Here is a 13,220-nt window from a genome sequence, read left to right on the forward strand (position 1 = left end):
TGGCGAAATGGATCCGCGGCTTTGCCGCGAAAACCGGGTGGCATAGCAGCTTCCGGATGGAAAAACAGATAAAGGACTACATCCTAGGCGGGATGAGTCTCATCTGGCAGCGCCAGGCAACCTTCCTCGCTGCAACCATTCTCTCGGCCTATTACTTTGATCCAACCGTGGCCCTGTTCTGGTACTCGCTGGTCCTTCTGAGCGAGTTCATCGACAACACCATCTCGCGCCGCATCCTGCGTCACGGCAAGTGGTCGCTGGCCGATGGCCGTCGGTTCATGATGTACCTGCTCGGCAGCACGGTGATCAGCTCGGTCACCATCTGCGGCTTCGTCATATCCATGGCCACCAAGGCCGGCCCCACCGCCTATTTCACCCCGCTGTTCTTCCTGTTCGCGGCCGGCATCTTTGCCGCCGTGAACAACCACCAGATCCTGCCGGTCCTGCTCTTGCGCCTGCTGATGTACGGGCTGTCGTTCCTCTACATCCCGCTGCACGACCTGATCGGCTACTGGCCCCCGATTGATGACATCCTCTGGCTGCAACTCTTCACCAGCCTCTTCGTGATGTACTTCGTCATCGACTGCTCGTTCATTTTCCTCAAGCTCTATCGCCACAACCTCCGGCAACTGAAGAACCTGCAAAAGGAACACGAGCGCACCAAGGTCGCCTACAAGGCCAAGACCGAGTTTCTCGCCACTGTCAGCCACGAATTGCGCACCCCCCTCACCTCCATTTCCGGCAGTCTCAGCCTGATCAGTTCCGGCGCCCTCGACGCCGCACCGGAAAAACGGCAGGCCATGCTCAAGATCGCCGAAAGCAACTGCGCGCGCCTGACGTTCCTGATCGAAGACATCCTCACCCTGCAATCGCTCGAGTCGGATGAGCTCACCCTCAGCTTCGAACCTCTCGAACTGGGCGAATTCCTGCACGACGTGCGCGATGCCATGCACGACCGCGTCGAAACCGCGGGCATGACGCTGACCGTCGGCCAGTGGCCCGCCGGCATCCACATCCGCGCCGATCAGGCCCGCCTATTGCAACTGATGAAGAACCTCGTATCGAACGCGGTGAAATTCTCGGACAAGGGCACAACCGTCACCCTCTCTGCCGACATCACCGGCGGCATGGCACGCCTTGCCGTAGCCGATCAGGGCATCGGCATCCCCCCCGGGGCACAGGCCAAGATTTTCGAAAAGTTCACCCAGCTCGACAATTCCGACCAGCGCAAGGTCGGCGGCGCGGGCCTCGGCCTGAACATCGCCCAGCTCATTGCCGAAAAACACAACGGCACCCTGACCTACGAAAGCACGCTTGGCGAGGGCTCGACCTTCTACGTCTCGATCCCCATGACCGAGAAAAAACCAAGCGCGTCGCCACAGGACAAGGAAAAGCCTACCACTTCAAAACGCCTGCGCGGCGCGGCCCGTCGCAAGGCCGGTTAGGCCCAGGGCCGATCCTCGGGCGACAGGACATAAAGCACCGTCACCCCGAACAAGAGCCCCCAAACCGGCGAAGCGATCCCCGCAAAGCTGATCCCGGAAACGGTGACCAGAAAGGCCACAAGCGCCGCTTCACGCGCTGATGGCCGCTCCAGCGCCCCGTTCAGCGCATTGCCGATGGTCGCCAGCAAGGCCAGCCCCGCCACCGTAACCACCAGCGCCTTGGGTGCCACGAGGAACAGGCTCACCACCGCCGCACCGAACAGACCGAGCAGCAGATAGACAACACCACTCACCGCCGCCGCCCAATAGCGCGTGGCCTTGTCCTCCCCCGCCTCCGGCCCGGCACAGATCGCCGCCGTGATCGCCGCCAGATTGATCGCAAAGCCGCCAAACGGCGCCAGCACAAGGCTCAGCAGACCTGTCACCGACAAGGCAGAAGACACCGGCGGCGCATAGCCAGACGCCTTCAACACCACCACGCCCGCCATGTTCTGAGAGGACATGGTCACAAGGTACAAAGGCACCCCCACCCCGATCATCACCGACAGGGACCACTCCGGCATCACAAGGACCGGTCGCGCAATCTCAAGCGCCCCCACGCCGCCCTGAAACTGGTCTGAGACCACCGCGACACCAATCCCCACCAAAAGAACCAGCGGGATCGTCATGCGCGGCATCAAAAGACGCCCCACCAGAAACGCAACACACATCGCCCCCACCAGCACCGGCGCATCCGGCAGGGCCGTGAACACCCCAAGCCCGAACTGGAACAGCACCCCCGCCAGCATGGCATTTGCGATGGCATCCGGAATGATCTTGGCCAGCTTCTCGAACCATCCCGTCACGCCAGTCAGCCACAGAAGCACGCCGCAGAACACGAAAGCTCCCACCGCCTCGCCCAGCGGCACCCCCGGCAGGGCCACCGCCAAAAGCGCCGCGCCCGGGGTCGACCATGCGGTCAGGACGGGCATCCTGTGGCGCAGGGAAAGATACAGGCTCGACACCCCGCAGCCGACCCCAAGCGCCAGCATCCAGCTATTGGCCTGCGCCTGCGAGGCCCCCGCCGCCTCGATGGCCTGAAAGATGATCGCCACGCTGCCGGTGTAGCCCACCAGCACCGCCACGATACCCGCCACCACGTGGCTCATGCGCAAGTCCGCCAACATGTCTTTCCCGTGCCTTTCGCCATTTCCGCCCCTATAACTGGGGCAACAACAGGCACTATAGGCTTTGTGCGTTATAACGCACAACTGAAATTTCGCATGTCCGAAGACCCCATCACCATCAATCTGCGCGCCATCCGCGCCAAGGCCGGCCTTTCCCTCTCCGCAACCCAGGATCTCACCGGCGTGTCCAAGGCCATGCTCGGCCAGATCGAACGCGGCGAATCCAGCCCGACCATCGCGACCCTCTGGAAGCTGGCCAAGGGCTTCCACCTGCCCCTCACCGCCTTCATCACCGATCCGGGCCTGCCCGCCGACGACACCATCGCCTTTCCCGAAAGCATCACGGTGCAGACCCTCTTTGCCTTCGACCCCGCCCTTGGCAACGAAAGCTTCATGATCACACTCGCCCCCGGCCAGTCACATGAATCCCGCGCCCACGACAAAGGCGTGATCGAAGACGTGGTGGCCATACACGGCAAGATCGAAGTGCTGCATGGCGGAACCTGGCACCCGCTCGCCCCGGGAGAGGCCCTGCGCTTTGCCGCCGATCAACCCCACGGCTATCGCACCGTCGGCAATACGGGTGCACGGTTTCACAACACCATCCACTACCCCGAACCGCTTGCGAGCCCCTCTGCAATCCCCTAGCCTTTTCCCGAAGGTCACTTTGTTTTCAGGTCGGTTTCATGACGCTCAAGCTGGTTTCGGTTCTGCGAGAGTTTACCCTCGAAGACAAATCCACCCCCGACAACGCCAATTTCGTCTTCGACAGTTATGTAAACTGCCCCAACCACGGCCTGACCCGCTTTGCCCGCAAGATCGAAGATTCACAGCAGCCTTGGGTCGACACCACCGTCGTAATGAACGGATCGCAGGTTGTCGGAAGCGGTGAAGACCCCCGCGCCTTCCTCTGGCGCGGCAGCCCCTGCATCAGCGCCGCGTTCTTCAACCCGGGGCACGGCTTCATCAACAAGATCTACATCCTCTCGGAAAACCGCTGGCTCACCCTGCTGCCTCCGGACAACCTGGACGCAGGCAAAAACTGGAGCCCCTTCGTGAAGGACGGAGACCTCTATTTCGTCCACGGGTTTTCCCCCTTCCGCGTCTTCAAGGCGCGTATGCTGCACGAAAACGATGGCTTCCTCCTGCTCGACACTGTCGCGGAACACGAGATGCCCACCCGCAAGGCAGACGACAACTATACCCGTCTGCGCGGCGGCTCCAACGCGCTTCAGTTCGGCGACCTGATTGTCGGCGTCGGCCACACCAACGACCGCATCGGCCCAAAGGTGCACACCAACACCTACCACCGCCCCTTTTTCTTCGTCTACCACCCGGACAAAAGCCTCGCCTACTACGAATGCGCCTTTGATTTCCCTGAACGATATCGCATCGTCGATCCGACCTCCTTCTATGAAAAGGACGGCAAGCTGTTCCTCGTGACCTGCGAAACCGAACAGGTCTGGCACCACACGCCACAACAGGGGCGCATCTGCCTCTACGAACTCGAACGACCCGGAGATGAGAATGAAGACAGCTTTGGTTTTGGGGGCCGGCGGATTCATCGGTGGCCAGATGGTCAACCGTCTAAAATCCGAAGGCTACTGGGTGCGTGGCGTCGATCTTAAGTCCCACGAATTCCAGACTACGCAGGCCGACGAATTTCTCCTCGGGGACCTGACCCATCAGGATTTCGCCGCACAGGCGATGGACCGCGACTTTGACGAGGTCTACCAGTTTGCCGCCGACATGGGCGGGGCCGGTTATATCTTCACCGGTGATCACGACGCGGCCATCATGCAGAACTCGGCCCAGATCAATCTCAACGTTCTGGCCCGCGCTCACCACCATAGCTTTGGCCGCATCTTCTATGCCTCCTCAGCCTGTATCTACCCGCAGGAAAACCAGGAAGATCCGGACAACCCGGTCTGCTCGGAACACTCGGCCTATCCCGCCCATCCCGACAGCGAATACGGCTGGGAGAAACTGTTCTCCGAACGCCTCTACCTGTCCGCCGCCCGCCAGTACGGCCTAACCGTGCGCATCGCACGCTACCACAACATCTTCGGACCAAACGGCACATGGGAAGGCGGCCGCGAAAAGGCCCCCGCCGCGCTCTGCCGCAAGGTCGCTGAAACGCCCGACGGCGGCAGCATCGACGTCTGGGGCGACGGTCTGCAAACCCGCTCGTTCCTCTATATCGACGAATGTATCGAAGCGACCCGCCGCTTTACCGCCTCTGACTTCGAAGGCCCGGTCAACATCGGCTCGGACGAGATGATCTCGATCAACGATCTGGCCCGCATGGCCATCGACCTGTCGGGCAAATCCCTCACCATCACCAACATCCCCGGACCACAGGGCGTCCGCGGACGCACCTCCGACAACAGTCTGATCCAGCAGGAACTCGGCTGGTCCCCCGATGCCCCCCTGCGCGACGGCATGTCCAGAACCTATGACTGGATCAACACGCAGGTGCAAAACCGTTAACTTCTGGCGCGGAGGCGCGGCCGGCACCTCCGCAATACCGCCACGATACCGACGTAATACCGACGTCGGTTTTCGCGTTAACCTTTGCGCCGGATCACTGCCCCAGCGCCTGCCCCAGATCGGCAATCAGATCCCCGGCATCCTCGATCCCCACCGAGATCCGCAACAGGTTCTCGGGAATGCCGGTATGCGGTTCAATCGTATGGCGATGCTCGACAAGGCTCTCCACCCCACCAAGCGACGTGGCCCGATGAAACAGGTTCAACCGCCCCGCCACCTTCAGCGCCTCGTCCCGTCCGCCCTTCACAAGGAACGACATCAGGAACCCGAACCCGCCCTGCATCTGGACCTTGGCAAGCTCATGCCCGGCTTGGCTTTCCAGACCGGGATAAAGCACATCCTCGACCTGTGGATGATCGGCCAGAAACTCTGCCACCTGCATCGCGTTCTGACACATCCGCTCCACCCGCAACGGCAGGGTCCGCATCCCGCGCAGCAGCAACCACGCCTCGAACGGCCCCATCACCGCCCCGGCGCTGGCGCGATCATTCCTGATCTCATCCCAGACCGCATGGCCCTCACGGGTCACAAGCACGCCACCCAACACATCCGAATGGCCGTTGATTGCCTTGGTCGCCGAATGCATCACCATGTCCGCACCATGCTCAAGCGGCTTTGACAGGATCGGCGTCGCCGCTGTTCCATCCACCACCAAAAGCGCCCCTGCCCCATGCGCCGCCTCGGCAGCGCGGGCAATATCCACTGTCTTCAGCCAGGGGTTCGACGGGCTCTCGATCCACACAAGATGCGCCGCCCCTTCTGCACAGGCCGCCGCAAACGCCTCTGCATCGCTGGCATCCACCTCGCACATCGCCACCTCGCGACGTTCGCAAAACTCGCGAATCCACTTGGTCGTGCCCCAGTAGATGCCCGACTGCACAACCACGCGCCCCCCGTTCGGAACCGTCCGGAAAAGCGCCGCCACCGCCGCCATGCCACTGGGAAACAACAGCGCCTCGCTGCCACCTTCCAGCTGGGCCAGCACGGATTCGGCCTGCCGCACCACGTCGTTGTGGTCACGCGCATAGGTGTTTGCCGGGTTCAGCGGGTCATAGTCGCGGTCCCTTGCAAAGGTTGTCGAGGGCTGGATCGGCGGCACCACACCACCGCTTTGCATGTCGATTGCCCCACCGGCCTGCGCAGCCAGCGTCGCCGGTTGCATGTCCTTGAATTCCATCTCGCACCCCATGTCATGTCTCGCGCCCATCTGTCGCCATTCGCCTGCAACTTGCAAGCCCCCCTCGCCGCCCTCTATGACTGGACAACCGCTGTTCCAAAGGCCTCGCATGTCCCGCACCATCCTGTTCAACAAACCCTATGACGTGCTGTCGCAATTCACCGACAAGGGCACCGAGGGCACACCCCGACAGACCCTGTCAAACTTCATCGACCTGCCCGGCGTCTATGCCGCCGGCCGCCTTGATCGCGACAGCGAGGGCCTTCTGGTCCTCACCAACGACGGCGGTCTGCAACAGAAAATCGCCAACCCGCGCAACAAGTGGCCCAAGACCTACTGGGTTCAGGTCGAAGGCATCCCCTCCGACGAGGCCCTCGAAATCCTGCGTAAGGGCGTTGACCTGAAAGACGGCAAAACCCGCCCCGCCGAAGCCGCCCGCATGGACGCGCCCCCCAACCTCTGGCCACGCACCCCGCCCATCCGCGTGCGCAAATCTGTCCCCGACAGCTGGCTCCGGCTCACCATCCGCGAAGGCCGCAACCGACAGGTCCGCCGCATGACCGCCGCCATCGGCCACCCGACCCTGCGCCTGATCCGCTATGCCATCGGCCCCTGGACCCTCGACGGCCTCCTGCCCGGCACATGGAATGATGCCCCACCGCACCGCCTGCCACCCGAACCAAATCCGCGCACAGGCAAAACCACATCAAAACCCAAACCGCCCCGCAGACCGCGCCGCCGCTAGGGCTTCAATGCACCTCAAATACTCCCGCCGGAGGCATCCGACATCTCGGCCTGCTCGCCCGGTGTTGGGGTGTGGTTGAACAGGTAGGCCGTCAAACAGGCCTCGCGCCCACCCAAGGCTTCGATCTTGCGCCGCTGGTCGGCAAAGGCTTGTGCATTCACCGCCTCGGGTTCGCAAATCTCGCGCAACCGCGCCGCCCCATCTGACAGCGCGTCCTGCACCCGCGCACTCTCTTCCCCGGCCAGATCGTGCAGCTCATGAGGATCATCGGCGAGATCGAACAATTGCGGCGCATGGCCAACGTAATGCACATATTTCCAATCCGCCCAACGCACCATGAAGGTGCCCGTGGTCGAGCCGCCATCATGATACTCACTGAACCCCGTACGCTCCGGGTCATCCGCCCCCTGCGCCAGACCAACCAGCGACACGCCAACGGCGGGCACATCCACATCGGCAACGTCAAAAGCCGTCGCCGCCACATCCACGAGATTGGCACAGGTCGTCACCCGCCGCCCCTCCGGCACCCCCGGCCCGGCAAGGATCATCGGCACCCCGGCTGACTGTTCGTACATCACCTGCTTGGTCCAGAACCCCTGATCCCCCATCATGTCCCCGTGATCCGAGACATACAGAACCAACGTCTCCTCCGCCTGCCCGCTCTCTTCAAGCGCCGCCAGAACCCGCCCCATGCAATCGTCCATGAAAGACGTCAGCCCATAATAGGCCGCCTTCGCCTCGCGCAGTCTGGTCTCGTCGAAATACCGGTCATAGTCCCAGAACCCCGCGACATTCTTCAACTCGGAATGCTTAGGCCCACCCGCGCCATACCCGACAGGCAAATCCATCTCCGCCGGGTCATAGAGGTCATACCACTCCTTCGGACAGGTCAGCGGATAATGCGGACTGACCAGAGATACAAACGCCGCCCAGGGCCGCTCTGCCCCCGCCCTGTCACGCAACCACGTCTCGGCCGCTGCCGTGATGTCACGGTCATACTGCGTATAGCTGCTCTCGCCCACGCCCACATCCGCTGCAAGCTCCGCCGCCGCGCCATAGTCCGGCAGGTCCTCGCGCAACAGGCCGATCGGCCAACCGATGCCGCCCACCACGTGCATCGGCAAAATCTCTTGCGAAAACCCGTTGTCGTCCTCGCCCGACCGGAAGTGCAGTTTGCCGATCGACACCACATCCCTACCGGCATCCCGCAACACGTGCATCCAGCTGCGCCGCGATCCGTCATAGGGCGTCGCGCTGTCCCAGTTGCGGATGCTGTGCACCCAATCCCCGGTCGCCAGCGCGGCCCGCGTCGGCACGCACATCGGCGACGGCGTATAGGCGTTCTCGAACACCGCCCCCCGTGCCGCAAGCGCATCAAGGTTCGGGGTCTTCACGATCGGATGGCCCATACAGCCCATCGCATCACGGCGATGTTCGTCGGAAATCAGGATCAGCAGGTTCTTCGGTGTCATCTCTCGCCTCCTGCGCCCAGAAAACCAATCCCGCCACGGGGGCGCATGTTCATTCCCGACATGCCCTGCCAAAGGCGACATTTGCAGATATCCACAGGAAACTGCCCCCAACAGGCAGTCATGGCGCTTCCCCTTGCGCCCGCCACAACATATAGTGCGCTGCAAGCGGCGTCCAAAAGGGCACCAATAGATCAGTAGGGTGAGCGGGGACCGAAGACATGGCACATATCATCGTTGTCGGGAACGAAAAGGGCGGTGCGGGCAAATCCACCGTATCAATGCACATCGCAACCGCGCTCTCGCGCATGGGCCACAAGGTCGGTGCGCTTGATCTCGACCTGCGCCAACAAAGCTTTGGTCGCTATGCCAACAACCGCAAGGCCTTCATGGCCGAGGCCAACCTCGACCTGCCCGGCCCCGATTTTCACCAGCTGCCCGAAATCGACCCCGAGAGCCTGCAACCCGGCGAGAACATCTACGACCAGCGCCTGTCGCTGGCCGTGGCCACGCTGGAACCCGATTGTGATTTCATCCTGATCGACTGCCCCGGCTCTCATACCCGCCTCAGCCAGGTCGCCCACTCGCTGGCCGATACGCTGGTCACCCCCCTGAACGACAGCTTTGTCGATTTCGACCTGCTCGCCCATATCGACGCCAATGGCGAAAAGATCCTCGGGCCTTCGGTCTATTCCGAGATGGTCTGGAACGCGCGCCAACTGCGGGCGCAGGCCGGTCTCAAGCCGATTGACTGGGTGGTCCTGCGCAACCGCATGGGTGCCCAGCAGATGGTCAACAAGGAAAAGATGGGCAAGGCGCTGGAAAACCTCGCCAAGCGCATCGGCTTCCGCGTCGCCCCCGGCTTTCATGAGCGCGTGATCTTCCGCGAACTCTTCCCGCGCGGCCTCACTCTGCTCGACCTGCGTGACATCGGTGTCAAACAGCTCAACATCTCCAACGTCGCCGCCCGTCAGGAGTTGCGCGACCTGATGAAATCCCTGGAACTTCCGGAAGTCGAAATCGACTTCTGATCAGGCGCCCTTGCGGCGCATCAGAACCACCGCGTTCGACACCGCCAGCGCCCCGATCACGACAGCGCCGCCAATCAGGGCCCAGACGCCGGGGTTCTCACCCAGAACGAACCACACCAGAAGCGGTGCCAATACCGATTCCAGCAGGATCAACAGCGCCACTTCTGCCGAGGTGATGTATCGCGGCCCCAGGGCCAGGAACGTCGCGCTGCCGACGATAAAGGCACCGTGCAGGGCCACGATCCAGATCTGTTCGCGTGGAACGTCCATCACATCGACCCAGAACATCAGGCAGACCGCGCTGCCGACATAGGCCAGAGGAATCGCCGGCACCATCGACACCTGCCGCACACGCCGCGCTGCCGTCAGGCCCGCCGCGAAACTCGCCGCCACCAGCATGGCGACGAAATCCCCAAGCAAAGAGGCGTTCTCGGTCTCGCCCGATCCATAGGCGATCACCGCCAAACCCGCGATCACCGCCGCGATGGTCACCGTCATCCGCGGACTGATCCGTTCATGCAGGAAAATCCGACTGAAGATCGCGGCAAAGATCGGCATGGCGGCAATGATGAACACCGCATTCGCAACGCTTGTCAGGCTGATCGCCAGCACGAACAGCACCCCGCTGACGGCCAGTGTCACAACATAGACCGCCCCGTGCCAGCCGGTGCCCAGAACCGCCCGAAACGGCTGCGTGCCCTGCAAAATCAGCACGCCAAGAAAGATACCCAAACCGGAAATCATGTTCCGCCAGAAGGCAATCACCAGCGGCTCGGCCTCGATGATCCGCACGAACAGCGAATCCGGCACCACCAACAGCGCGCCCAGCGTGGTGATCAACAGCCCCTTGGCCTGCGGGCTCACACGTTTATCTCCCCGGCAATCCTTCGCACCGCCGCCAGCAGGATGTCCATGTCCTCCTGCCGGGTCCGGTGATTGGTGATATTCACCCGGATCGCGATCCGCCCCCCAAGCTTGGTGGTCGAGGGAACGGCAATCCCGTCTTCCTGCAACCGGATCACGATTTCCTCGTTCAACCAGTCGAGCTTGTCTGGCGCAACACCATCACGCACCACACGGAAACAGCAGATGTTCATTGCCACGGGTGCCATCAACTCCACGTCATTGCCCGCCGCGACCAACGTCCCGAGATAGGCCGCTTGCGCACAGTTGCGTGCCACCATCGCCCCCAGCCTGTCGGTGCCATGTTCCGCGATCTGCGCCCAGACCTTCAGCGCCAGAAACCCGCGCGACAACTCTGGCCCATATTCTACCGGCCAGGGGTTCCCCGCCGCCAACCCGCGCTCGGCCCCCTTGAGGTAATCCGGCCGCTCCGAGAACGCGCGCCGATGCGCGTCTTCGGACCGCACCAGAACAAGACCGGCGCTATAGTTCACATGCATCCACTTGTGGAAATCCAGCGCCAGCGAATCCGCCCGTTCCAGCCCCTTTAGTTTGGGGCGCACCGCATCGCTCAGCATCCCCATCGCGCCAAAGGCCCCGTCCACGTGCAGCCAAAGGTCCTCGTCGGCCGCCATATCCGCCAGCCCATCAAGATCATCAATCGCACCGACATTCACCGCCCCCGCCGTGCCGATCACCGCGAAAGGCCGCAAACCCGCCGCGCGATCCCGCGCAATCGCCGCCCGCAGCGCGGCAAGATCCACCCGAAAATCCCTGTCCGTCGGAATTTTCCGCAGCGCATCCGACCCCAACCCGAGAATATCAAACGCCCGCGCCACACAGGAATGGGTCTGTTCAGAGGTATAGCCAACAAGCCGCGCACCTTCGACACCGCCGGTGCGGCTCTGCCAGTCCAGCGCCCGGTCCCGCGCCGCCTTGAGGGCCACCACCGTCGCCACCGACGTGCCCGAAACGATCAGGCCGCTGGCCCCTTCGGGAAAACCAAACATCTCGCGACACCAGGCCACCACCTGTTTCTCGACATAGATCGCCCCGTGATCGCGCCCGCCAAGGTTGGCATTCATCGCCGATGCGGCAATCTCGGCCACCACGTTGCCCGGTGTGCCGCTGCCATGCACCCAACCGAAAAACCGCGGATGGGTATTGCCCACGCCATAAGGCAATAGCGCCTCAAGCCGGTCTTTCACGGCCTCCCCGCCAAGCCCCTCGCGCGGCACGGGCACCGCATAAGCCGCCTTGTCTTCCTCCGGAAAAGGTGTCCAGACCCGCCCCGCCTCGGCCCCCTGCATCCTGTCCATTGCAGCATCCAGCATCGCATGGGCACGGGCGCGAAACGCCTCCCAGTCTTCAGGGTCCAGCCCACCGGCTGCAAGGGGTCTTTCGGGCTCGGCCACCATCTGCGTTCCTCATTGACGTTGGGGTACTCCCGCATCAGTGCGCAGAACGCAGGCAAAGGTAAAGGCCAATCAAGCGGATTGGATCAGTCCAGTTTCTCTTCGATCGAGAAAAGCACCTTCGGCTCGGAAACACCGCGCAGCCAATGTTCGCCAAGGGGAATGAACTCGTGATCGACATCACCCGCCGCTGCGCGCACCTCGGCAGAGATCACGATCGGATGGCCCAGCGCCGCATTCAATGTCCCCATCCGCGCCGCCGTGTTCACGGTCGATCCGATCACCGTAAAGTCGAGGCGCGTATCAGCACCGATATTGCCATAGAGAATTTCACCGGCATGCAGCGCCATCGTATACCCCGTTGCCGGTTCGCCCGCCGCCATGCGACGTTCGTTTGCTTCGCTCATCTCGCGCCGCAGCCGATCCGCCGTGCGAAGCGCCGCACGCGCCGCCTCGCCGATGTCATCCTGCCCAAACATGGCCAGCATCCCGTCGCCCATGAACTTCAGGACATTGCCCCCTTCGGACCGCACCGCATCCACCGCAAGCCCGAAATAGTCATTCAGCATGGCAACCGTCTGTCGCCCGGTCGACCGCTCGGTCAGGGCGGTAAAGGCCGCAAGATCAAAGAACAGGATCACGGCGTTGACCGCCTCGACACTGCCGCGACGGATTTCTCCCGACAGCACGCGCCGTCCTGCATCCCGCCCAAGGTAGACCTGCAACAGGGTCTTTGCCGTCTGCCGGTTCGCCGCCGATTTCAGCGCCAACCCCAGTTCCTGAACCGTGTTGCGCAGAACATCCAGATCGGATTCCGAGAAACCCTCCGGGCCGTCAGACGTCCAGGAAATCATCACCCCTTCGGGCATGTTGTTCGGAGTGAGCTGTTCCGGCATCTCCTCGCGGCCAAAGCTGATCGCCATCGTGAGGTAGTCGGTCGCCCCTTCCTGCTGCAAACCGCGCACAACCGGAAACCGGCTGACGCACCCCGGTTCGGTCAGCCGTTCGCGCAACTCACCGGCACCAGAGGTCAATACCTCATAGAACGGGCTTTCGTGCCATTCCGGCGGCGGCGTCTCCATGTAGGGGTATTGCTCATCCGTCACGCCCCCTTCGGGCCGCCAGGTAAATCCGATCCCGCCAAACTTGGGATGAAAGGACCGGTGCGCCACCTGCACCCGCATGATCGGCACGCCCAGCGCGACGACCTTTGCACAGTACCCTTCCAGAAGCTCGGCTTGCCCCGCCCCTTCCAGCCCCATTTGTACCAGCCAGCGCGCCAGTTCGCGCGCTTCGATGGATCGCCGTTTTGCCATGTA

At 62.6% G+C, this 13,220-nt stretch carries 12 protein-coding genes; 6 read left to right on the forward strand and 6 right to left on the reverse strand.

Features of this window, described 5'->3' with window-relative positions:
• Positions 1-56 precede the first annotated feature (56 nt).
• A complete protein-coding gene (locus NNA36_RS13180; RefSeq protein ID WP_255107734.1) occupies positions 57-1,445 on the forward strand; it encodes a cell wall metabolism sensor histidine kinase WalK in 1,389 nt (462 codons plus the stop codon).
• Here the strand turns inward: NNA36_RS13180 and NNA36_RS13185 are convergent.
• Positions 1,442-2,611, reverse strand: a complete 1,170-nt coding sequence (locus tag NNA36_RS13185) for a benzoate/H(+) symporter BenE family transporter (RefSeq protein ID WP_255107736.1) — start codon at positions 2,609-2,611, stop codon at positions 1,442-1,444. The genes NNA36_RS13180 and NNA36_RS13185 overlap by 4 nt on opposite strands.
• 96 nt (positions 2,612-2,707) lie before the next feature.
• Between NNA36_RS13185 and NNA36_RS13190 the strand changes: the two genes are divergently transcribed.
• Genes NNA36_RS13190 through NNA36_RS13200 form a run of 3 tightly spaced genes read left to right on the forward strand, consistent with a single transcriptional unit; the run spans position 2,708 to position 5,101 of the window.
• Positions 2,708-3,259, forward strand: coding sequence for a helix-turn-helix domain-containing protein (locus NNA36_RS13190; protein ID WP_255107738.1), 552 nt, complete (start codon positions 2,708-2,710; stop codon positions 3,257-3,259).
• A gap of 38 nt (positions 3,260-3,297) precedes the next feature.
• Positions 3,298-4,239 carry a hypothetical protein gene (locus NNA36_RS13195; protein WP_255107741.1) on the forward strand — a complete coding sequence of 314 codons (942 nt, stop codon included), beginning with the start codon at positions 3,298-3,300 and terminating at the stop codon, positions 4,237-4,239.
• Positions 4,139-5,101 carry an NAD-dependent epimerase/dehydratase family protein gene (locus NNA36_RS13200; protein WP_255107743.1) on the forward strand — a complete coding sequence of 321 codons (963 nt, stop codon included), beginning with the start codon at positions 4,139-4,141 and terminating at the stop codon, positions 5,099-5,101. Before NNA36_RS13195 ends, NNA36_RS13200 begins: the two co-directional genes overlap by 101 nt.
• 94 nt (positions 5,102-5,195) lie before the next feature.
• Here NNA36_RS13200 and NNA36_RS13205 read toward each other — a convergent pair whose 3' ends face one another.
• The gene (locus tag NNA36_RS13205; protein WP_255107869.1) at positions 5,196-6,338 is read right to left on the reverse strand and encodes a PLP-dependent aspartate aminotransferase family protein; all 1,143 of its coding nucleotides are present in this window, start codon (positions 6,336-6,338) and stop codon (positions 5,196-5,198) included.
• Positions 6,339-6,447: 109 nt separating this feature from the next.
• Here NNA36_RS13205 and NNA36_RS13210 point away from each other — a divergent pair, with 109 nt between their 5' ends.
• On the forward strand, positions 6,448-7,083 hold the full coding sequence (locus NNA36_RS13210) for a pseudouridine synthase (RefSeq protein WP_255107746.1): 636 nt from the start codon (positions 6,448-6,450) through the stop codon (positions 7,081-7,083).
• Positions 7,084-7,097: 14 nt separating this feature from the next.
• Here the strand turns inward: NNA36_RS13210 and NNA36_RS13215 are convergent, their stop codons facing one another.
• On the reverse strand, positions 7,098-8,555 hold the full coding sequence (locus NNA36_RS13215; RefSeq protein WP_255107749.1) for a sulfatase-like hydrolase/transferase: 1,458 nt from the start codon (positions 8,553-8,555) through the stop codon (positions 7,098-7,100).
• A 218-nt stretch (positions 8,556-8,773) separates the two neighbouring features.
• On the opposite strand from NNA36_RS13215, the gene NNA36_RS13220 reads away from it, so the two are divergent.
• Entirely contained in the window at positions 8,774-9,583 is an 810-nt protein-coding gene (locus NNA36_RS13220) for a division plane positioning ATPase MipZ (RefSeq protein ID WP_255107752.1), read from the forward strand.
• Here NNA36_RS13220 and NNA36_RS13225 read toward each other — a convergent pair whose 3' ends face one another.
• The 3 genes from NNA36_RS13225 to NNA36_RS13235 all read right to left on the reverse strand — a co-directional run bounded on the left by NNA36_RS13225 (position 9,584) and on the right by NNA36_RS13235 (position 13,217).
• Complete coding sequence (locus NNA36_RS13225; protein ID WP_255107754.1) at positions 9,584-10,447, reverse strand: DMT family transporter; 864 nt, start codon at positions 10,445-10,447, stop codon at positions 9,584-9,586. It lies immediately after the preceding gene.
• Positions 10,444-11,904 (reverse strand): pyridoxal-dependent decarboxylase, encoded by a 1,461-nt coding sequence (locus NNA36_RS13230; RefSeq protein WP_255107756.1) that lies wholly within the window; start codon positions 11,902-11,904, stop codon positions 10,444-10,446. The genes NNA36_RS13225 and NNA36_RS13230 overlap by 4 nt, the downstream gene beginning before the upstream one ends.
• A gap of 83 nt (positions 11,905-11,987) precedes the next feature.
• Positions 11,988-13,217, reverse strand: coding sequence for an adenylate/guanylate cyclase domain-containing protein (locus NNA36_RS13235; protein ID WP_255107757.1), 1,230 nt, complete (start codon positions 13,215-13,217; stop codon positions 11,988-11,990).
• Positions 13,218-13,220: the final 3 nt, after the last annotated feature.

The organism is Shimia sp. CNT1-13L.2 (genome assembly GCF_024331145.1).
Lineage (GTDB): Bacteria > Pseudomonadota > Alphaproteobacteria > Rhodobacterales > Rhodobacteraceae > Shimia.

Coding starts and splice junctions, on each gene's coding strand:
- NNA36_RS13210 (WP_255107746.1), top strand. CDS start 6,448: ATGTCCCGCACCATCCTGTTCAACAAACCCTATGACGTGCTGTCGCAA.
- NNA36_RS13205 (WP_255107869.1), bottom strand. CDS start 6,338: ATGGAATTCAAGGACATGCAACCGGCGACGCTGGCTGCGCAGGCCGGT.
- NNA36_RS13235 (WP_255107757.1), bottom strand. CDS start 13,217: ATGGCAAAACGGCGATCCATCGAAGCGCGCGAACTGGCGCGCTGGCTG.
- NNA36_RS13190 (WP_255107738.1), top strand. CDS start 2,708: ATGTCCGAAGACCCCATCACCATCAATCTGCGCGCCATCCGCGCCAAG.
- NNA36_RS13195 (WP_255107741.1), top strand. CDS start 3,298: ATGACGCTCAAGCTGGTTTCGGTTCTGCGAGAGTTTACCCTCGAAGAC.
- NNA36_RS13180 (WP_255107734.1), top strand. CDS start 57: ATGGAAAAACAGATAAAGGACTACATCCTAGGCGGGATGAGTCTCATC.
- NNA36_RS13185 (WP_255107736.1), bottom strand. CDS start 2,611: ATGTTGGCGGACTTGCGCATGAGCCACGTGGTGGCGGGTATCGTGGCG.
- NNA36_RS13220 (WP_255107752.1), top strand. CDS start 8,774: ATGGCACATATCATCGTTGTCGGGAACGAAAAGGGCGGTGCGGGCAAA.
- NNA36_RS13200 (WP_255107743.1), top strand. CDS start 4,139: ATGAAGACAGCTTTGGTTTTGGGGGCCGGCGGATTCATCGGTGGCCAG.
- NNA36_RS13215 (WP_255107749.1), bottom strand. CDS start 8,555: ATGACACCGAAGAACCTGCTGATCCTGATTTCCGACGAACATCGCCGT.
- NNA36_RS13230 (WP_255107756.1), bottom strand. CDS start 11,904: ATGGTGGCCGAGCCCGAAAGACCCCTTGCAGCCGGTGGGCTGGACCCT.